The sequence below is a fragment of the Amycolatopsis sp. TRM77291 genome, from assembly GCF_054166285.1.
On sequence record NZ_JBSZHF010000001.1, the window covers coordinates 6,734,203 to 6,752,333 of the forward strand.

Here is an 18,131-nt window from a genome sequence, read left to right on the forward strand (position 1 = left end):
CCCGTCGCACCATGATCCTCACGCGGCGACGCGCTACGGTCGGTTCCATGAGCAGGCCCGAGGTCCACCCGGTCGACGCCCGGCCGCCGCTGCCGAAGCTGACCTTGCTCGGCCTGCAGCACATGACGATCATGTACGCGGGCTCGGTTGCGGTCCCGCTCGTCGTGGGCAGCGCGCTGAAGCTGGACGCCGCGACGATCGCACTGCTGGTCAACGCGGATCTGCTGGTCGCGGGCATCGCGACGCTGATACAGGCGGTCGGGATCGGGAAGATCTTCGGTATCCGGCTGCCGGTGGTGGCCGGTGCGACGTTCACCGTGGTCAACCCGATGATCATGATCGCGTCCCAGTACGGCATGCAGGCCGTCTACGGCGCGATGATCGCGTCGGGTGTCTTCGGCCTGCTCATCGCGAAGCCGTTCGCGAAGATGATCCGGTTCTTCCCGCCGCTGGTTTCGGGCACGCTGCTCATGGTCATCGGCATTTCGCTCATCGGCCCGGGCGTCGGCCTCATCGCCGGACACGACACCGGATCACCGGATTACGCGAGGCCGGCCAACATCGCGCTCGCGTTCGGCGTGATCGCGGTGATCGTGCTGTTCACCCGGGTCCTGCGCGGGTTCGCGAGCCAGATCGGCCCGCTGCTGGCGCTGCTGATCGGGCTGGTCGCGGCCATCCCGATGGGTCTGGTGAGCTTCAAGGGCATCGCCGACGCCGGCTGGTTCGGCCTCGCGTCACCGTTCCACTTCGGACCGCCGACCTTCCCGATCGCGGCCGTGCTTTCGATGTGCGTCGTGATGCTGGTGACCTACACCGAATCCACCGCGGACCTGGTCGCCGTCGGTGAGATCACCGGACGGCCCGCGACGGATTCCGACCTCGCGCGCGGTCTCGCCACCGACGGCCTTTCGGCCATCCTCGGCGGTGCGATGAACTCGTTCCCGGACACGGCTTTCGCGCAGAACGTCGGCCTCGTGCAGATGACCGGGGTACGCAGCCGATGGGTGGTCGCGATGGCGGGCGGCCTGCTCGTGTTGATGGGCCTGGTGCCGAAGGTCGGCGCGTTCGTCGCGGCCGTACCCGAGCCGGTGATCGGCGCGGTCGCGGTGGTCATGTTCGCGATGGTCGCCGCGGTCGGCGTGCAGAACCTGAAGAAGGTGGAGTTCTCCGGCAACCACAACACCTTCATCGTCGCGGTGTCGGTGGGGGTCGGACTGTTGCCCGCGTTCGCCACGAACCGGTTCGGGAATTCGATCTTCTTCCAGCATTTCCCGGCGTGGCTACAGACCATCTGCGGCAGCCCGATCACGGTCGCCGCGATCGTCGCCTTCACCCTCAACCTGCTGTTCAACCACCTCGGCAAACGCCGGGACGCGGATCTACTGCAGGCGCCCTAACAGAAGAGCCACTTCGGCCACAGCTTGCACTCTTCGGTCGGCGTCGTCGAAGGCGGCGGCGGAGTCGGGTTGGGCGGCTGCGGAACGACGGTCGACCCGGTCGTCCGCGGGGGATCGGCGGGGGCGTTCGACGACGTCGGCGCGGTGGTGGGGTCCGGGGAGTCGGACGTCTGTACAGCCGAACTCGACGTGCGACGGCTGGACGTCGTGCGGCTGGTTCGCGACGAAGGCTCCCCCTCGCCGGTTACGACGGTCTCGGTGGACGGGATCGGCGACGTCGCGCCCGCTCCCCCGTTGTCCGAAGGCCGCTTCGGCATCTCGATGACGCTCATCTGGTTCGGCGCCGCATTCGGTTCGGGCTCCGAATCGAATCCGACGAGGACAGCGGCCGCACCGCAGGCGACGACCACGGCGATCACCACCGCGATAACTCTCCAGCGTGACTTCGCCCGTGACTCCTCGTGGTCGTCCCAGCCCTCGCGAATAAGCAGGTCGGCGACCGAAACGTCGTCGTCATCCACCAGCTGAAACCTTTCGCACCGGGAACGAGCGAAGAGTAGTTTTACCGCAACTCACCGCCGAATGGGTGAAGTTAACCAAAAATTATTCACCCGATGGAACACGCCAGCGTAGGCCAGTCACACAGCGTGTATTCATCCGCTCCCGCGCATATCGGCGGTGACCGACCTTCGGTTCGCGTATACAGCGCCCCCGGCGGGTGGTGTAATCGACGGTGCCAGCACCGGAAGAGGGGGTTCGGACGGATCATGGAGGCTGACGCCCTCGCCGTGCCCGGAGCCGGTAATTCCCGTCGCCCGGCAGAAGCCCCGTTCGGTAACGGGCAGGTCGGCGATCTCGGCCTCGCGGGCGACCACGCCGCCATCTGGTCGTACGACTTCGAGCACGAGACCCTGTCCTGGCTGCCCGGACTGGAGAACCTGCTGGGTGGAGGCGTCCTCACCGAAGCCGAGATCGAGTCGAGGCTCGCCGATCTGGTGGCCCCGCTGACCTCCGGCACCCGCACTTCCCCGCCGTGGCGCGAGTTCGAACTCGAGCAGTCGTTCCGGAACCCGGCGGGCGAGGTCCGCTGGATCCGGCTGCGCGCCCGCACCATCGGCGACGACAACGGCTCGACGGGACTGCTCGGCATCGCCACCGACGTCACCGACGTCCGCGAGAACCGGCAAGCCCTCGAAGATCTCACTGACCGTTACCGGCTTTTGGTGGAACTCAGTCCCGACGCGGTCTGTGTCCACGAAGCCGGCGTTGTCACCTACGTCAACCGAGCGGCCGTCACCGCGCTCGGTGCTTCTTCGACCGCCGAGCTGATCGGGCGGCCGATCATGGATTTCGTCGCCGACGAATCACTCCCGGCCCTGCTGGACAGGATCGCGTCGCTCCACCGCCAAGGCGCGTCGACCGACCCCGCCGACACCGTCATGCTCCGGCTCGACGGCACGAAGTACCTGGTCCAGAGCATTTCGGTGCGTACGACCTGGGAAGGAAGGCCCGCGTTCCAGGTCATCATGCGCGACATCAGCGCGCAGAAGGCCGCCGAAGCGACCCTGCGCTACCAGGCCGCGCTGATCAGCCACGTCAGCGACGCGATCATCGCGACCAGCGGCACCGGCGTGGTGACCAGCTGGAACCCCGCCGCCGAGAACGTCTACGGCTGGACGGCGGGCGAGGCGATCGGCCGCACGGTCAGCGACCTCGTCGGCGCCGCGCTCGATCCGGAAACGGTGCTGCGCCGGGGCGGCGTCATGCAGACGACGCACCGCCATCGCAACGGTTCGACCCTGGCCATCCGCGTCTCGGCCGCGGAGATGAACGACGGCTTCGTCCTGGTCTGCGCCGACGAAACGGCCCGGCGCCGCGCCGAACAGCACTACAGCACGGTGGTCGCGTCCCTCGACGAAGGCGTGGTCGTGATCGGCCCCGGCGGGCTCATCGAATCGGCCAATCCCGCGGCGTGCCGGATCATCGGCGTCGGCCATGACGACATCATCGGCGTCCCGTGCGTGACGCTGGAGCTGTACGACGAACAGGGCCGGATCCCGCCGGGCCGGATGCCGTCGGTGATCACCCGCCGCACCGGTGTCACACTGACCGGTCTCGTACTGCGGTTGCGCAGGCCCGCCGGCGACGACGTCTGGATCTCGCTGACCTCGCGATTGCTGACCCCGGAAGACCCGTCGGCCCTGGCGGTGGTCGCCTCGTTCACCGACATCACCGAACGTCGCGCCATCGGCGAACGGCTCGCCCACGAGGCCACGCACGACCCGCTCACCGAACTCGCGAACCGGACGCTCGTGCTGGACAGCCTCGCCGAGGCGCTTTCCGGCGCCGGCCGCGCCGAGCTGACCACGCTGCTGTTCATCGATCTCGACAAGTTCAAGGTGATCAACGATTCCCTCGGGCATTCGGTCGGTGACAAGGTGCTCCGCATCGCGGCCGAACGGCTGCGCCGTGGAATCGGCGAGAACGATCTCGTCGGCAGGCTGGGCGGCGACGAATTCGTCGTCGTGACCGCGGAGATCACCGAGCCGCACGAGATCAAGGCGCTGGCCGAACATCTGCGCGAAGCGCTGACCGAGCCGATCACCGTCAACGGCAGGCAGCTGCACATCGACGCCAGCATCGGCATCGTCACCGCGGCCAACGACGACACCCGGACCGCCGAAGACCTGTTGCGCGACGCGGATGTCGCTATGTACCAAGCGAAAACGCTCGGCCGGGCGCGCTACGAGTTCTTCGACGTCGAGCTGCGCGAGCGGATGCAGCGGCGCCTCCGGATGGAACAGGACCTCCGCGACGCGCTGCAGAACGAGGAGCTCTGGACGGCGTACCAGCCGGTCGTGGACATCGAATCCGGCGAGATGGTCGCCGTGGAGGCGTTGCTGCGCTGGAAACATCCGGCGCACGGCACGATCTCGCCCGCCGAGTTCATCCCGCTGGCCGAGGAAAGCGACCTGATCAACCTGATCGGCAAGTACGTCCTGCGCACCACCACCCGCGAGATCGCCAGGCGGCGCGAGCAGCTCGGCATCGACCTCAACCTCAAGGTGAACCTCTCGGCCCGGCAGCTGGACGATCCGCATCTGGTCGCCGGGGTGCAGGACGCGCTGAAGACCACCGGGCTCCCGCCGCACGCGCTGACCCTGGAGGTCACCGAGAGCGCGCTGATGCGGGACCAGGCCGCGGCCGCCGAAGTCTTGACGTCGTTGCGCGATCTCGGTGTCTCACTGGCGATCGACGACTTCGGCACCGGCTACTCGTCGCTCGCCCAGCTGCAACGGCTCCCCTTGGATACGCTCAAGATCGACCGCACCTTCGTCACCGGCATCGCGGAATCACGCGACGCGGCGGCGATCGTCAAGAGCATCATCGCGATGGCGCACGCGGTCGACCTGATCGTCGTCGCCGAAGGCGTCGAAGACGAACAGCAGCTCGCGATCCTGCGCGAGCTGCGTTGTGACCAGGCGCAGGGCTTCCATCTCGGTCGCCCCGCGCCGCCGGACGAACTTTTCGGAGCCTTGGGATGAGTGTCGAGATCAAAGCCGGAAAAGACCGCTACGACATCGTGGTGGACGGGAAAGTCGCCGGGTTCCTGGATACCCGCACCCGCCCGGACGCGATCCTGTTCCTGCACACCGAGATCTCGGACGATTTCGCGGGACAGGGCCTGGCGGGCAAGCTCGTGACCGCGGCGCTCGACGACGTCCGGGCGCAGGGCAGGTCCGTCCTGCCCTACTGCCCGTACGTGCGCTCGTTCATCGCGAAGCACCGCGAGTACGAGGATCTCGTCCCCGAGGACAAGCGCGCCGAATTCGAACTCTGAGCGCTCAGCCCGGATAGATCGCCAGCAGCTTCGCGAGCTCGTCCTCGGTGAGGACGACGTCCAGCTCGCGCAGTGTCGCGTCGAGCCGCTCGGGCGTGATCGTGGTGGTCTCCTTGGTCCCGTCCGGGCGTTCGACGATGAACTCTTCGCCGACCAGTTTGCGGCTGAGCCCTTCCTCCAGCCGCATGACCACCAGCTGCCCGGTGAACGGCGACCGCGGATGCGTCGACGTGTAGTGGTGGTAGACCTCGTAGTCGATCAGGTGCATCGGCGTGAGCGTGAAGGCGTGCAGGTCGGTCCAGCCGTCGCCTTCCTGTTTCTGCAGACGCCACCAGTCGCCGTCGGCGACCAGCCGGTGCGGCCAGCCCGCCTGGTCCACGACGGCGCCGTCGACCAGCGGCATCGGCACCAGCATCCCGGCGCCGAAGCCGACGTCGACCAGGTGCGGGACGCCGTCCGCCTCGACCACGAGCGTCATATGCGTGTACGGCCCGTTCTTCTGCGGCTGCACCCGCGCGACCAGGCGGCGCACGGGGTAGCCGAGTTGCTCGGCGGCCGCGGCGAAAAGGCTTCCGTGCTCGTAACAGTAGCCGCCGCGATGACGGCGGACGAGTTTGCCGATCACGTCTTCGAGCGCGATTCCCTTGTGTTGCCCCAAAACGACGTCGACGTTCTCGAACGGGACGGCGAGGACGTGAGCCTTCGCCAGCTCACGCAGCGCGGCGGCGGAAGGTTTCGCGCGGTCCTGCCCGATCCGGCCGAGGTACTCGTCGAGGTCGAGGGTGCCGACGGTCCATTCGTCGACCTGCTCAGGTGCGATTGTCATACTGCGAGATTGACACCTCCACCTAACTGGAGGTCAAGGTTCGCCAACTGGTAACTGGCAACGGCCACCGACTTTCGTCACTTCCACGGACGAGTGACGATTGGCCACCCTTCCGGAGTGAGCCGGTGAAACACACCGGTGTGGAAGGAGAAAGCAGATGAGGACTCGTTCCCTCGTCGCCGGTCTGCTGACCGGAGCGGCCGCCGTACTCGGGTTGGCGATGCCGGCTTCCGCCGCCGAACCGCCCTCGGGCGTTCAGCCGCTGATCGTGGGTGGTGTGGACGCGACCGAGACCTACACCTTCATGGCGTCCATGCAGACCAAGAGCGGCGACCACAACTGCGGCGCGTCGCTGATCGCGCCGGAGTGGCTGGTGACCGCCGCGCACTGCGTCGAGGGCGAGCAGCCGTCGAACTGGCAGTACCGCCTCAACACCACCGACCACACCAAGGGCGGCGAGGTCGCCGAAGTGGACAAGTTCGTGGTCCACGAGAAGTACGACGGCTCCGGCCCGTACGACATCGCCCTGGTGCACCTGAGCAAGCCAGCGGAGGCGGCGCCGATCGAGATCGGCCAGTCGCCGGCGGCGGGCACCGACGTGCGCGAGATCGGCTGGGGGCTGACCTGTCCGACGCGCGGCTGCGGTGAAGCACCGGTGGTTCTCCAGCAGCTCGACACCAAGGTCGCCGAAGACTCCGGATGTTCCGGCTCCGGGGCCTACGACGCGCAGACCGAGCTGTGCATGGACAACCAGGGCGGCAAGGCGAGCGCCTGCTACGGCGACTCGGGCGGCCCCGCCGTGGTGAAGTCGGGCGACAAGTGGACGCTGGTCGGCGCCACGAGCCGCGGGCAGACCGCCAGCTGCCCGGAGATGCCGGGCATCTACACCGACGTGACCGCGTTCGGCGACTGGATCAAGCAGCAGACCGGTAAGTAGACGCCAGGTCCCGCTCCGCGCGGTGGCGCCCGATGCACCTGCGACATCGGCCGCCACCGCGCTTTGGCGTGAACCTTTCCCAGGCATGAAAAAACCGCCTCGATGTCCATCGAGGCGGTTCGTCGAGCGGTGGCCAGGGCCGGGGTCGAACCGGCGACCTTCCGCTTTTCAGGCACAGACGTTTCCGCTGGTCACGAGGGTTGCGGGTCGGCTGCGTGCGTCACACGTGCAACATCGTGCTTGTCTGGCCCTTCGACAACCGGCCGTGCCTTGGATTCATCCTCAAGCTCCGTCTTGAACCCTCCCCACCGGTCCTGTACTCGGAGCTTCAACCGCTGAGCCGACCATCCGGGATGCCGGACCCACCCGCAGAGCGGATACACCCACCCGCGATGCTCGCCATCTAAGTCGCTCTTCATCCGCTTCAAGACGACAGCGGCCATGTCGGACAGATCCGTCTCTAGCGCCTTCACTTCCGCGTCAGAGAGGGCCTGATCAGATGTCAGCGACCCCGCCTTAACAGCAAGCTTCGCAGCGGCCCAATCCACAGATCGCGAGGCCACGATGCTGAGGGGGAAGTACTTGCGCACGACGGCCTGCCCAGATGCACCAAACTTGTCTCGGCGCGCGTGCTCGACGTTGTCGACCAACTTGACGACAGACTGGTAAAACTCGGCGTAGGTCTCCGTCCTAGCTAGCTTCCGCTGCTCTCGACGGCCGAGGGCGTCCCGGCGGGACGTCAACCACTGGCCCGCCAGGACGCCCAGGAAGCCGACAGCAGGAACCAGCAGAGCTACCCACAACGGCACGTCCGACTTCATGCCTTCCAAGTCGGCCCGACTATTGAACCTGTTTGCAAAGTCGCCAAAACGACACCGGGAATTGATCTTCAAGAGACTGTTCGCCCTCAGTGCTTCACGATGATTGTCTTGGGCAGCTTGGCAGCGTTCCCGTGTGCGGCGAGCTTGCTCAACTGGTCGGCTACCTCCTTGTCCCGCCCTTCGACCGCGTGGAGATACCGGAGGGACGCAGCCGCCGACGCGTGCCCGAGCCGCTTCTTAAGATCAGCCAGCGTCGCACCCGCACTCGCCGCGAGCGTCTGCCCCGTGTGCCGCAGGTCGTGATAGCTCACCTCGACGCCGACCTTCACCCGCGCCCGGACGAACGCCTGATAGACCGCGTTCCCTCGCATCGGCTGCCCGTCCCTGCCGACGAAGAACCGATCCCGCCCCGCCCACTCCTTCATGTGATCCCGCAGGTACGGCATGACGTGCGGAGGGACCGACACCGGCCGACGCCCCGCGTCCGTCTTGGGGTCCTTGTCGTACTTCTTCGGACTCTCCAGAAGCTCCACCCGGTTCTTCCGGACCCACACGACACCGTCCACCAGGTCCACGTCAGCCGTCCGCAGGCCGCAGACCTCACCGCGACGAAGGCCGCACCAGGCCGCCAGCAGCACAGCCGCCCGGTAGCGAGGAGTGATCGCCTCGACGAGGTCGACGATCTGCCCAGGGGTGGCGATGCCCCGCTCTTTGGCCTTGTCCGAGCCCGCGCCGGGAATCTGGCAGGGGTTGATCACGATCGCCCCGTCCCTCTTGGCCGAGTTCATCACGGCACGGAGGAAGCGGTACGACTGCCCGATCGACGTCTTCCCGCCCTCTCCGAGCAGGGCCTTCGCGTACCAGCTCCGCACCACCGGCGGGGTGATCGCGATCAGCGGGAGGTCCAGCAGCTCAGTCATGTGAAGGCGCATGTTCCGCCGACACGTCTCCTCCCACCTGTCACCGATGTTCGGACTGTCGCGAAGGTAAGCACCCGCGTAGTTGCCGAACGTTTCTCGTCCTAGCTTGTCGTCCAGCCAAGCACCCTTGTTGATATCCGCCTCTACGCCGACCAGCCATCGATCAGCGTCGGTCCTGGTCCGGAACGTGTCCGGCGCGTACTGGCGCACTCCGTTCGGACCGAGGAACGACGCCTGAAACCGGCCGGAGGGCAGCTTCCGAACCGATCCGAACCGCCTCCGCTTCTTCGCCATCACGCCACCGCCCGACCAGCGGACCAGCTCACCCGTACCGGCTCGACGCGCCCCGCCATCACGAACGCGTCCAGATCAGCGACCGCCAGCCGAACGTGAACGCCGACCTTGTGGAAGGCAATCCGCCGTTCCGCGATCAGCCGCCGCACGAACCGGACACCCGTGTTCAGGTACTCAGCCGCTTCATCGACTGTCAGATAGTTCTTCTCCACGTCTCCCCCTTCCTAGGCCGCTTGCCGAGTTGCCGAAGTTTCCGGACGTTCACCGGGTGGCCCCTGTGCGGCGAGTAGTGCTCGGTCGTACTCGGCCTTCCAGGTGATCCGTTCGGAGATGGCGCGCATCACCAGGTGGTCCCGTGGTGGGCAGTGGGTGTCGCCGGGTTCGACCTTGCGCCAGACGAACCGGTCCGGTTCGGGTTGTTCCTTGGTGATGCCGACAGCGGCCAGCGCGTCCAGGACGAAGCCCTTCCGGTCCGCCTTGTGGTCAGCCACGGTCTTGCCCGACCACTTCCGGGACACCAGCACCCGCCGCCCAGGAAGTCCGAGTGTCGTTCGACGGTGAGCGCGTCCCTTGCAGTGTCCGGGAACAGTCTTTCCGTTGGCTCCCTTGGGGTTGATGCCGTACAGCAGCCACACAGCGCACCGAGGCGAACACGGGGTCACCGCCAGCTCAGCGTGAAGACGGTCGTGGTGATCCCGCTGCGCGACGGTGTCCGCGTCGACCACCTCACCTGTGGATTTCGTCAGGTACTTGGTGAGGTAGCCGATGTGACGCCCGGATTCCTCGGTACCACCCAAGATCCCCTTGGAGTGCACCTGACGGCCGAACGTGACCACATGCGCCGGTTCCTCCACCGCCTCCACGGCCTCATCCCACGACGGCAGCGGCTTCCGAGTGTCCGGATCCACAAACGTCCGGGAACGCATGTCCCACAACGGTTCCCGGTCCGTGTAGATGATCTCGTCATGGTTGGGCCACCACACCTGGTGATAGGTGGCCTCCGTGACCATCCGGATGACCTCGTGCGAGATGGAGCCACGTAGGGCGGTGTGCAGGTGCGGAGCCGCCCGCCGTTGGGGTTCCACGGTGGCGAAGTACTGCACGTCCCAGCCGACCACCCGCCGCAGGTTCTGCCACCACCTGTCCACCAGCGCCGAGAAGTGCACCGCGTCCCGGGCAGCCCGCCGGTAGTCATACGTCGACGGGTTCACCGGCGAACCATCGGAGCGGACCGGGCCGTAGGTGTCGCAGGTGAGCGTGACGAACATCGACGGCCGGAACTTCCCCGCGAACTCACGGCCCACGGTGGTCTTGGCGACCTTGCGGCGTGGCAAGTTCGGCGCGTCCTGCCGCCGTTTGGTCGACCGCTTCACTGGACGCTTCTCCGGGACGTCGAGAGCGGGCAGGCGACCCGTCATCCCCGACGCCCGTAGCTCCTCGTCCACCGTCGCGAACTCTGCCCGCAGTTCCTCCGCTTCGACCTCCTCCCCGGCTTCGATCGCGTCCCGGTAGTGCGCCGCCAGATCAGCCCGGAACGTCAGCAGCTCCGTTTGGGTCTCCGAGGGGGTTTCCCGTTCGATGACGGGTTCCTCGGTCATGTGCCAGCCCTCACGACACTGCGCCTGACGAAGCGCCTTTGCCTTGCGAGCACACGGAAGGCACACCGATTCGACCGTCGACCCGCACGGCACGGGCACGTACCGGATCTCGCCGGTTTCGGTGTCCCCGACCTCCATCGTGAAGGGCCGGACGCACACGCCGTGCTTTTCCGCGGTGGCCTTCACGACCTCTGTCGACAAGGCACCGCGGATTCGTCCATTCGTGGCCGGCGGGCTTGCCGCAGTGTCCTCGATCTGGGGATCTGTGGTTGTGCTGGTCATGCCGTCCCCCTCTCGCCGCGCCGGTCTGACAGGTGGATGACCGAGGCACCGCCGTTGGTGACGTAGTGCTCCAGGTGCTTGATGGTCTGGTCCGGAACCCACCCGGCCCGCACGCGCAGCGGTTCGCGGATGCCTTCGCCCCAGACGTAGCCGACACCGGCCGCCGACTCCGGAATCCGGTTCGCCCACGCCCCACGCTCATAGGCGCCGTCCCCGAGGACCATCGGGACCTGACTCTTCGCGGTCACCCGCAGGCAGATACGACGGGTGAACAGCTCCCGCACCGGAACGGTTTCCTTGGTCGGCTCCTGGACATAGCCCCGGACCGCGAACCCGAGCGCCCGCCCCTGAGTGGTCAGGATCGCGACCCGTTCCACGATCGCGTCACGGGTCTTGCGGTCGGTGTAGCGAGTCAGAGCGCCGACCTCGTCGAACTCCAGCAGCTCCACCGGATACTCCGTCGAGACCGGGACCTGACGAGTGTTCCCGGCGAAGACGCGCTTCCGGTTCTCCAGCTCCTCCATCAGCGCGTCGAGGACATCCAGCGCTTCCTTGCCGGACACCCCGTAGCGAGCGAAGATCCCGCGACCGTAAGCAAGTTCGACCGCCTTCGGGTCGATCCCGGACACACGGACGAGACCGGCGCGGATCGGTGCCGCAGCCGACACCAGCGGAGCCCACAGGACCGAGCCCTTCCCCGACCCCGACGCACCAGCCACGAGCGTGTGCGCGCCACCACCGACCAGCGGCAGCGTCCACGGCGTGCCGTACTCGGTCGAACCCGCGTACACCGCCCGCAGGTCTACGCCCGAGCCGTCCACGGAGACCATCTCCGGGACCGGCAAGCACGTCACCGCCGAGTCCAACAGGTCGCGGCGCATGAAGTCGATGGACACCACATCCGGCTCAAGCTCCCGCACCTGACACCGCGCGACCTTGCGCGCCACCGCCAGCTCTCGCGCGACCTCATCGAAGTCTTCCGGCTTCTGCCCAGGGACCAGCCGGACCCGGACCTCATCCCACGACGGACCGGAGCGGACCGACAGCAGTTTCGGCACCGCCACCCCGGACGCCTGACGCGCCTTCGCGACCGCCTCACGCTTGCGCCGACGGGACACCAGATTCACCGTCACATCAACGGGAATCGCGTCATCCCGGACAGTCAGCCCGCAGGCGTGCAACCATCCGGCGAGCTTGCGACCGTAGAGCGCCCAGCGCAGCCAGCACGCCCGCAGCCACCGCCCGCACCACAGGTCGTAGCCCACCTCGTCCAACCGCCACCACATCAGCAGCACCGCCGCCAACACGCCGACCGTGACAACGAGGGACACCCAGCCCAGCACCGTGCACCAGGCCCACAACCCCAGCAGCGCCAGGCAGGTACGCCAGTGCCCGACGAGTTGCCGAACAACCCAGCCGACCGCCCGCAGCAGACCCCACAACGCCACGCCGAGCACCGCCAACGCGGCCAGCGCCTCGAACACACTCGCCAGCACACGGCCGACCTTGGCCAGCACCCACAACACGACCGCCAGGCCCCCGCCGACCGCAAGGGTGGTCATGATCTCCTGCGTGTTCATCACCGACCACCCCGCAGACCAGCAGCGGGAACCACGATCGGCAGCGGCAGCATCCCCAGGCACGGGGAGCACTTCTCCTCACCCGGCAGCAGCCGAGCGAACTTCTTACATTCCGGACAGCGCGTTCGGGTGACCCCCGTTGACTCGCACTGTGTGCCGTCATTTATCTTCGTCATTGTTCACTGCTCCAGTGGACAGGCGCAGAACCGGAACAGGTTGGTAGCCAAGGGCCGGTTCTGCGTTTTAAGGGACACTTTTAGCCACGTGAGGACGCGTTTATCCGTCACACGTCCCCACGTGCGAAAATTTCGATATTCAATTCTTGCCTATCTGGTCAGTCCTGTGACCGTGCACGCTCCTTACGTTCGAACTCCCGAAGCGCGACCAACCACACGTGCTCCCGCGCGATATCCAGGCCGTCCGCCAGGCGGACCGCTGTAGTCACCGTGGTCAAAGGCCGTTCGCCCCGCTCCAGTTAGCCGAGGTGCCGAGGGCTGACACCGGATCGCTCGGCCAGTTGAGCTTGAGTCAGCCGCCGAAACCGACGTGCCCGCCGCAACCACTGCGCCGCCGTCTTGCCGTCCAGCATCGAACCGTCGCCGTTGCCTCCCCATTCCTGCACGCGTCTAACTGGCATCCGATTTCTCCGCCCGAATCCTCGCGGCCAGTTCTTCTGCCTTGCCGTCCTCGTGCGCGACCCAGTACCGAATCTCGTGGTGATGAAAACGGTCCACATCGGACACCGCGCGATACATTTTGGCGTTGGCCTGCCGCCACTTCAGCCACGTCGACAGGCTTGCCCCTGGCAGCGGGCGAGTCGCTGCCGCGACGTCGTGCGCATCCTTGAGTGTTTGCGGCTCATTCCTGCCCGGAGTCGTCATCACAGGCCCCGGTCCGTGCGCGGCTTTCGAGCAGTGCCGCCAGTTCGTCCGCGCAATCGCGGAGTCGGCGAAGGAAGACGGCCCGGCTCAGCCAGTCGCCCCGATGTTCGGGAGGACGGATCGTCAGCGATCCCGCTGTGCCCGACAGCACCAGCGCCGGGGGCGACCCCGGACCCGAACCAGTTTCCTCCACCGTCACCTCGTCCCACGGGCTGATCACCCACGTTGGGCCGAACCCCTCCCGCATACTCGTCACCTCCCGCCTTGCGTTCCCACTGCCGTGCCTGGTCCTCGAAGGCTTGCGCGGCGGACCCCACGGCGGCGACCACCCACCACGGCAGGTCGGGATCACTACCCAGCGCTCGCCATGCCTGAGCGACCAACCGCGACGCCGCCGCCATCTCTCGCGCAACATCCGGATTCGCGCCCCGCGACCGTGCATCCACGTCCGCCGCGTCCCGATAGACGCGGTACGCCGACTCCCACGCGGACACCTGCTTTTTCGACGTCACGACACCACTTCCCTCTAGAAGTCAGTGCCGTCACGCGGCCTTGGCCGAGGACTCACCCGCCGTCGACCGTGATGCCTTCCCGCCCGCGCCACTTCCCGCCGCCTTGAATCCGGTAGCGCGGAACACGTAGGACAGGTACTTGTACTCACCCTGCCCGGTCACCTTGGGTTCAGCGGTCAGCCCGTCCAGCTCCACCGGGCGCATTCCCGGCATCACCTCGGCCGTCGTCGGCACCGGCTGCACATCGGCCAGCAGCGTGATCTCGAACGAAGCCCGCTTCGCCTTCGTCTCACCGGGGTCGGTCGCCATGAACTTCCACTGCCGCTTCCCCGTCACCTCGTCCACCCGCTGCCTCGTCGGCCGCCCCTGCGCCCTCTCCTCACGCGACTGATATTCGTTGTCCGGCGACACTTCGCCCACCATCACAAGACCCTGCGGAAACGCGTCATCGTGGTCAACGCTGAATCGGATACCCTTTTCGATCGCCATGTCGTAGTGAACCTTCCCGCTTGTCGGATACGCCTTTACCGGCGTACCTACAACAATCGGCCAACTGAGTGTCCCGTCACGACACCGTCTCGGTCTCGCCTCACAGCGTCTCGCACTCACCTTGTCTCGTCTTGTCTCGTCTCCCGTGCTACGTTGGTCTCATGAGCCCCGACACCACAGCTCAGGAAGCCCGGCCGATCGTCCTCAAAGTCCTGCTCAGAGGACGACACTTGCAGAGCTACCGCGCGTTCTGCCGCGAGTACGACAAGGTGGCCGAGAAGGTCGACAAGAGCCTGAGGGGCAGCTTTCCCAGCAAAGCGCAGTTCTACCGATGGCTATCCGGCGAACTCGTCGGCCTGCCCTACGCCGACCACTGCCGAATCCTTGAAGCAATGCTTCCCGGCTGGCAAGCCGAACAACTCTTCGAGTTTCACGACGGTGGAATCGAGTTCGTCCCCGAACCGACTGCGTCGCCGACGAGCCAGGCCATTAATCCGCCAAGCTCCGCGATGGAACCGCGCGGCAACCCGGAAGTCGTCGAAGTCTTCTCGCACCGGAGCGCGATCCCTGCCGACCTGTGGACTCGGCTGCTGGATGACAGCGGGGAACGCATCGACATTCTTTGCCTGGCCGCCCTGTTCCTCGTTGAACGACCGACGTTTGCGAAGCAGATCAAGCAGAAAGCCAGCAATGGGGCCAAAATTCGACTTCTGTTCGGCGATCCCGACGCGGACGAGGCCACCAAGCGCAGCGAAGAGGAACAGCTCGACGCACGCACCGTTTCCGCTCGCATCCGCAACGCACTAGCGTTCCTGCGCCCGCTCAATGGCGTACCCGGCGTAGAGGCACGGCTGCACACCACCACGCTGTACAACTCGGTGTTCCGGTTCGACGACGAGATGGTCATCAACACCCATGTGTACGGCCTTCCGGGAGCACACGCCCCCGCTCTGCACCTCCGGCAGACGCCGAAGGGCGACATGTTCGAGACGTACATGGAGAGCTTCGAGACCGTCTGGACTGCCACCAAGCCGCTGACCTGGTAGGCAAGGAGCTATGGCACGCCGAGACCACTACCACGAACCGAACGCGCCGGAGGCGAACTCACTGCGGGTCGCCGTCAGCGCGTTCATCCTGGACGAGGCTGGCCGGCTGCTGATGATCCGGCGCACCGACAACGACCGGTACGCCATCCCTGGCGGCGGCCAGGAGTTCGGCGAGTCAGTGGCACAGGCCGTGGTCCGCGAGGTCGAGGAAGAGACAGGCCTGACCGTCGACGTCACAGGCTTCATCGGGATCTTCTCCGACCCCGACTACGTCATCGAGTACGACGACGGCGAGGTTCGCCAGGAGTTCTCGCTCTGCTTCCGCGCCCGCCCTCTGTCCGGTGACCTGCGCACGAGCAGCGAGAGCAAAGAGGTTCTGTGGGTCGAACCAGCCAGGCTGGACGGCCTCAATATCCATCCCGCCATCCGGCTCAGGATCGCCCGCGGCTTCGAGGATGCTGACCAGCCGTTCTACACATAGTTGATGCCAGCCGCCCGCAACCGGGCTTCCGTCCGCTCGACAGCACCCGCCAACTCCGGCCGCGCTACCTGGATGAACGTCGACACGACGTCGTCCGGTCCGTACCGCTCCTGAATCTCCTTCGCGCGCTCCTCGAAGGTCACGACGTCGCCATCCGGCGAGGTGGTCATGTCGGCCCACCACAGAGCATCCCTCAGCGGCGTCCGCTCGTCAGCCCACTCGGCGAGTTCATCGGCCAGACCCCGTAGCTCTGCCTCCAGGTGTGCCGCCGAATGATGCGCCACCAACGCGCACAACCGCTCCGGAGCCTCAACCTCCCGGAGGTGCCGCGCGCCGTCCAATGCGTGCAGCCCTGTGGCTACCAACTCCGGTGCATACCCGATGTCGTGCACAAGGCCAGCCGCAGCAAGTAAGTCCGCGTCGTCCACGGAAAACAGCGGTGCAACCAGACCCAGGCGCTTGAAGACTCCACGGACATGAATCAATCGACGCGACGACCCCTGCCCAGTCCACTTGTCCGCCAGCTCCCCGGCCCATGCCGTCAACTTCACTCATTCACGGTATCGACGGCATCAAACCCAGCCAACCAGCAGTACAGCAGTCGCTAGCTGCCTTCGCTAAGAGCAACCACTACCTGAGCTGACTCCACGTCAACGGGATTCGTTGCAAAAGCAGCGTGCCATGAAGGGTCGCTTTGGCCATCGACACTGACACTCCACCGATACTTCCTGTCACCGTCTAGCGGTAGCGGGCCAGTCTGAATCACAATCGGCGCAACAATCGGTCCGTCCGCAGCAGCTCCATCTGGCTTGCGATCGATCGCTACCTTGAATCCGACCGGCGGAACTCCGAACTGCGACAGATCCACCCGCTCGCCTTGCTCATCAACTAGGACGATGGTTGCAGAGTGCGATCGATTCACCTCTTGGGCGTCACCAAGCTCCAAGAGGACTACAACAGCCATTGGCCCAGTCGGTGCGGTAGTGCGGGTCCAGCCCAGGCCCAACACATGCACCTTGCCGCCAGCATCGACCTGAGCGGCATCGCCAAGGAGAACGTTGACCTTCAACGCACCGCCACCTCGAAGGGAGGCGCGATGTAGTGCCTGGGAACGAAGGCTTGCACCGGGCGCGCCGTGACGTGGCCTGGGGGTTTCCGCTCGCCCGATATCACGATCGAGACTCGGACCTCAGCGCCAATGGCTTCTGCGTAGCGGAGGACCGTCGAGACCTTTGGGTCGCCCCCGGCACGCTCGAAGTTGGACACAGATGACTGCGTCGTGTCCATCTTGCCCGCAACGTCCTTCTGAGTCAGATTGAGCTTGTCGCGGAGGTGAACCAGCGTCTCGATCAGCCGAGCAATGAACGCACCATGCCTCCTACCTGCTAAAACCTGCGGATCGTCCGCGTCGTAGCCGAGCACATCAAGCAGTTCGTTCGCCATGTCTTCACTCCCTCCCGGATGCCCAGTATCGCTTGCAGACGATATCCATGCTAGTTCCGATCGAGTTACGGTGGCATACGCCGTCTGTTACCGACGCCACTCCCGGAGCCGCTGGACCGCCAGATCAACCGCTTGACGATCGTTCTGCTTCTTCTTGCTGATGAAGTGCAGCGCCAGTAGTACGAGACCACCCTCGACCTCGGCGTACATCAGCCGAAATGTCCGGTTGTGCCCGTCTACGAGTACCTCTGACACACCATCGCGGAGCGGCTTGAAGTCGAGTTTCGGGCGAGCTGTTCCCGCAGCAACCCGATCCATCATCTCCTGGACCCGACCAGCTTCCCACTTAGTGAGTCCAGCCTTGCGAAGATCCTTTCGGACTGGGTCACCACCGCCGGGCGCGGTGTAGAAATCCCACCTGCGCTCCAAACTGCCTCCCCTCATGCGACCCCGATTGGCAGATCGTGTCTCGCGCAAGGTCGGTTACAGCACATGCTGCACCTGAGCCGATTCCGTTACTAACAGGACACGCTGGACAGGCTCGCGGTGTCGGCTGCTGATTGCCGAATTTGGCTCTATGGGATCAAGGCGCCGCCGTTGGCGGCGCGCGGGTCACCACCCGTCCGGCGGGCTACGCCCAAGAGGCGACGCCGGCCTCCCGCTCCGCTCCGGCAGGCGCCGCCGGGCGAGCCCGCCGCAGGGCAGCACCCCGCAGCGCGCCGCCAACGACGACGGAGATTCAGGAGCCACACGGCGAGATCACCCGACCCACCCAGCCGACGC

19 protein-coding genes are annotated in these 18,131 nt (G+C 66.0%); 6 read left to right on the forward strand and 13 right to left on the reverse strand.

What is annotated here, in order from left to right:
* Nucleotides 1–47: 47 nt before the first annotated feature.
* Nucleotides 48–1,397, forward strand: coding sequence for a nucleobase:cation symporter-2 family protein (locus tag ACXIZN_RS31270; RefSeq protein ID WP_457958654.1), 1,350 nt, complete (start codon nt 48–50; stop codon nt 1,395–1,397).
* Here ACXIZN_RS31270 and ACXIZN_RS31275 read toward each other — a convergent pair.
* On the reverse strand, nt 1,394–1,918 hold the full coding sequence (locus ACXIZN_RS31275) for a serine/threonine protein kinase (protein WP_457958656.1): 525 nt from the start codon (nt 1,916–1,918) through the stop codon (nt 1,394–1,396). The two genes, ACXIZN_RS31270 and ACXIZN_RS31275, sit on opposite strands and share 4 nt — an antisense overlap.
* 246 nt (nt 1,919–2,164) lie before the next feature.
* On the opposite strand from ACXIZN_RS31275, the gene ACXIZN_RS31280 reads away from it, so the two are divergent.
* Nucleotides 2,165–4,942 (forward strand): EAL domain-containing protein, encoded by a 2,778-nt coding sequence (locus ACXIZN_RS31280; protein WP_457958658.1) that lies wholly within the window; start codon nt 2,165–2,167, stop codon nt 4,940–4,942.
* Nucleotides 4,939–5,238 (forward strand): GNAT family N-acetyltransferase, encoded by a 300-nt coding sequence (locus ACXIZN_RS31285; protein ID WP_034310435.1) that lies wholly within the window; start codon nt 4,939–4,941, stop codon nt 5,236–5,238. The genes ACXIZN_RS31280 and ACXIZN_RS31285 overlap by 4 nt, the downstream gene beginning before the upstream one ends.
* Nucleotides 5,239–5,242: 4 nt before the next feature.
* Here the strand turns inward: ACXIZN_RS31285 and ACXIZN_RS31290 are convergent, their stop codons facing one another.
* Nucleotides 5,243–6,064, reverse strand: a complete 822-nt coding sequence (locus tag ACXIZN_RS31290) for an arylamine N-acetyltransferase family protein (protein WP_457958659.1) — start codon at nt 6,062–6,064, stop codon at nt 5,243–5,245.
* 157 nt (nt 6,065–6,221) lie between these two features.
* Here ACXIZN_RS31290 and ACXIZN_RS31295 point away from each other — a divergent pair, with 157 nt between their 5' ends.
* Nucleotides 6,222–7,001 (forward strand): S1 family peptidase, encoded by a 780-nt coding sequence (locus ACXIZN_RS31295; RefSeq protein ID WP_457958661.1) that lies wholly within the window; start codon nt 6,222–6,224, stop codon nt 6,999–7,001.
* 191 nt (nt 7,002–7,192) lie between these two features.
* On the opposite strand, the gene ACXIZN_RS31300 is transcribed toward ACXIZN_RS31295, so the two are convergent.
* The 7 genes from ACXIZN_RS31300 to ACXIZN_RS31330 all read right to left on the reverse strand — a co-directional run bounded on the left by ACXIZN_RS31300 (nt 7,193) and on the right by ACXIZN_RS31330 (nt 14,378).
* Complete coding sequence (locus ACXIZN_RS31300) at nt 7,193–7,822, reverse strand: hypothetical protein (protein WP_457958662.1); 630 nt, start codon at nt 7,820–7,822, stop codon at nt 7,193–7,195.
* A gap of 86 nt (nt 7,823–7,908) precedes the next feature.
* Nucleotides 7,909–8,742 carry a tyrosine-type recombinase/integrase gene (locus tag ACXIZN_RS31305; RefSeq protein WP_457958664.1) on the reverse strand — a complete coding sequence of 278 codons (834 nt, stop codon included), beginning with the start codon at nt 8,740–8,742 and terminating at the stop codon, nt 7,909–7,911.
* Nucleotides 8,743–9,035: 293 nt separating this feature from the next.
* Nucleotides 9,036–9,248, reverse strand: a complete 213-nt coding sequence (locus tag ACXIZN_RS31310; RefSeq protein ID WP_037333131.1) for a helix-turn-helix domain-containing protein — start codon at nt 9,246–9,248, stop codon at nt 9,036–9,038.
* 12 nt (nt 9,249–9,260) lie between these two features.
* Nucleotides 9,261–10,916, reverse strand: a complete 1,656-nt coding sequence (locus ACXIZN_RS31315) for a replication initiator (RefSeq protein WP_457958666.1) — start codon at nt 10,914–10,916, stop codon at nt 9,261–9,263.
* Nucleotides 10,913–12,496 (reverse strand): FtsK/SpoIIIE domain-containing protein, encoded by a 1,584-nt coding sequence (locus ACXIZN_RS31320; protein WP_457958668.1) that lies wholly within the window; start codon nt 12,494–12,496, stop codon nt 10,913–10,915. The genes ACXIZN_RS31315 and ACXIZN_RS31320 overlap by 4 nt, the downstream gene beginning before the upstream one ends.
* Nucleotides 12,497–13,122: 626 nt before the next feature.
* Nucleotides 13,123–13,377 (reverse strand): AMED_5909 family protein, encoded by a 255-nt coding sequence (locus ACXIZN_RS31325; protein ID WP_457958670.1) that lies wholly within the window; start codon nt 13,375–13,377, stop codon nt 13,123–13,125.
* Nucleotides 13,378–13,919: 542 nt separating this feature from the next.
* Complete coding sequence (locus ACXIZN_RS31330) at nt 13,920–14,378, reverse strand: hypothetical protein (protein ID WP_457958672.1); 459 nt, start codon at nt 14,376–14,378, stop codon at nt 13,920–13,922.
* A 161-nt stretch (nt 14,379–14,539) separates the two neighbouring features.
* Here ACXIZN_RS31330 and ACXIZN_RS31335 point away from each other — a divergent pair, with 161 nt between their 5' ends.
* Nucleotides 14,540–15,424 carry a hypothetical protein gene (locus ACXIZN_RS31335; protein ID WP_457958674.1) on the forward strand — a complete coding sequence of 295 codons (885 nt, stop codon included), beginning with the start codon at nt 14,540–14,542 and terminating at the stop codon, nt 15,422–15,424.
* A 10-nt stretch (nt 15,425–15,434) separates the two neighbouring features.
* The gene (locus ACXIZN_RS31340) at nt 15,435–15,905 is read left to right on the forward strand and encodes an NUDIX hydrolase (protein ID WP_457958676.1); all 471 of its coding nucleotides are present in this window, start codon (nt 15,435–15,437) and stop codon (nt 15,903–15,905) included.
* On the opposite strand, the gene ACXIZN_RS31345 is transcribed toward ACXIZN_RS31340, so the two are convergent.
* The 4 genes from ACXIZN_RS31345 to ACXIZN_RS31360 all read right to left on the reverse strand — a co-directional run bounded on the left by ACXIZN_RS31345 (nt 15,896) and on the right by ACXIZN_RS31360 (nt 17,792).
* Entirely contained in the window at nt 15,896–16,456 is a 561-nt protein-coding gene (locus ACXIZN_RS31345) for an HD domain-containing protein (protein WP_457958678.1), read from the reverse strand. The two genes, ACXIZN_RS31340 and ACXIZN_RS31345, sit on opposite strands and share 10 nt — an antisense overlap.
* A 53-nt stretch (nt 16,457–16,509) precedes the next feature.
* A complete protein-coding gene (locus tag ACXIZN_RS31350) occupies nt 16,510–16,974 on the reverse strand; it encodes a DUF6941 family protein (protein ID WP_457958680.1) in 465 nt (154 codons plus the stop codon).
* Nucleotides 16,971–17,348 carry a helix-turn-helix domain-containing protein gene (locus ACXIZN_RS31355; protein ID WP_452070046.1) on the reverse strand — a complete coding sequence of 126 codons (378 nt, stop codon included), beginning with the start codon at nt 17,346–17,348 and terminating at the stop codon, nt 16,971–16,973. Before ACXIZN_RS31355 ends, ACXIZN_RS31350 begins: the two co-directional genes overlap by 4 nt.
* 87 nt (nt 17,349–17,435) lie before the next feature.
* Nucleotides 17,436–17,792, reverse strand: coding sequence for a type II toxin-antitoxin system RelE/ParE family toxin (locus tag ACXIZN_RS31360; protein ID WP_452070047.1), 357 nt, complete (start codon nt 17,790–17,792; stop codon nt 17,436–17,438).
* Between the last annotated feature and the right edge of the window lie 339 nt (nt 17,793–18,131).

What these genes read in the sequence shown, in the direction of transcription:
- ACXIZN_RS31270 (WP_457958654.1), top strand. Translation starts at nt 48, where the DNA reads ATGAGCAGGCCCGAGGTCCACCCGGTCGACGCCCGGCCGCCGCTGCCG.
- ACXIZN_RS31280 (WP_457958658.1), top strand. Translation starts at nt 2,165, where the DNA reads ATGGAGGCTGACGCCCTCGCCGTGCCCGGAGCCGGTAATTCCCGTCGC.
- ACXIZN_RS31285 (WP_034310435.1), top strand. Translation starts at nt 4,939, where the DNA reads ATGAGTGTCGAGATCAAAGCCGGAAAAGACCGCTACGACATCGTGGTG.
- ACXIZN_RS31290 (WP_457958659.1), bottom strand. Translation starts at nt 6,064, where the DNA reads ATGACAATCGCACCTGAGCAGGTCGACGAATGGACCGTCGGCACCCTC.
- ACXIZN_RS31295 (WP_457958661.1), top strand. Translation starts at nt 6,222, where the DNA reads ATGAGGACTCGTTCCCTCGTCGCCGGTCTGCTGACCGGAGCGGCCGCC.
- ACXIZN_RS31300 (WP_457958662.1), bottom strand. Translation starts at nt 7,822, where the DNA reads ATGAAGTCGGACGTGCCGTTGTGGGTAGCTCTGCTGGTTCCTGCTGTC.
- ACXIZN_RS31305 (WP_457958664.1), bottom strand. Translation starts at nt 8,742, where the DNA reads ATGACTGAGCTGCTGGACCTCCCGCTGATCGCGATCACCCCGCCGGTG.
- ACXIZN_RS31315 (WP_457958666.1), bottom strand. Translation starts at nt 10,916, where the DNA reads ATGACCAGCACAACCACAGATCCCCAGATCGAGGACACTGCGGCAAGC.
- ACXIZN_RS31320 (WP_457958668.1), bottom strand. Translation starts at nt 12,496, where the DNA reads ATGAACACGCAGGAGATCATGACCACCCTTGCGGTCGGCGGGGGCCTG.
- ACXIZN_RS31325 (WP_457958670.1), bottom strand. Translation starts at nt 13,377, where the DNA reads ATGACGACTCCGGGCAGGAATGAGCCGCAAACACTCAAGGATGCGCAC.
- ACXIZN_RS31330 (WP_457958672.1), bottom strand. Translation starts at nt 14,378, where the DNA reads ATGGCGATCGAAAAGGGTATCCGATTCAGCGTTGACCACGATGACGCG.
- ACXIZN_RS31335 (WP_457958674.1), top strand. Translation starts at nt 14,540, where the DNA reads ATGAGCCCCGACACCACAGCTCAGGAAGCCCGGCCGATCGTCCTCAAA.
- ACXIZN_RS31340 (WP_457958676.1), top strand. Translation starts at nt 15,435, where the DNA reads ATGGCACGCCGAGACCACTACCACGAACCGAACGCGCCGGAGGCGAAC.
- ACXIZN_RS31355 (WP_452070046.1), bottom strand. Translation starts at nt 17,348, where the DNA reads ATGGCGAACGAACTGCTTGATGTGCTCGGCTACGACGCGGACGATCCG.
- ACXIZN_RS31360 (WP_452070047.1), bottom strand. Translation starts at nt 17,792, where the DNA reads ATGAGGGGAGGCAGTTTGGAGCGCAGGTGGGATTTCTACACCGCGCCC.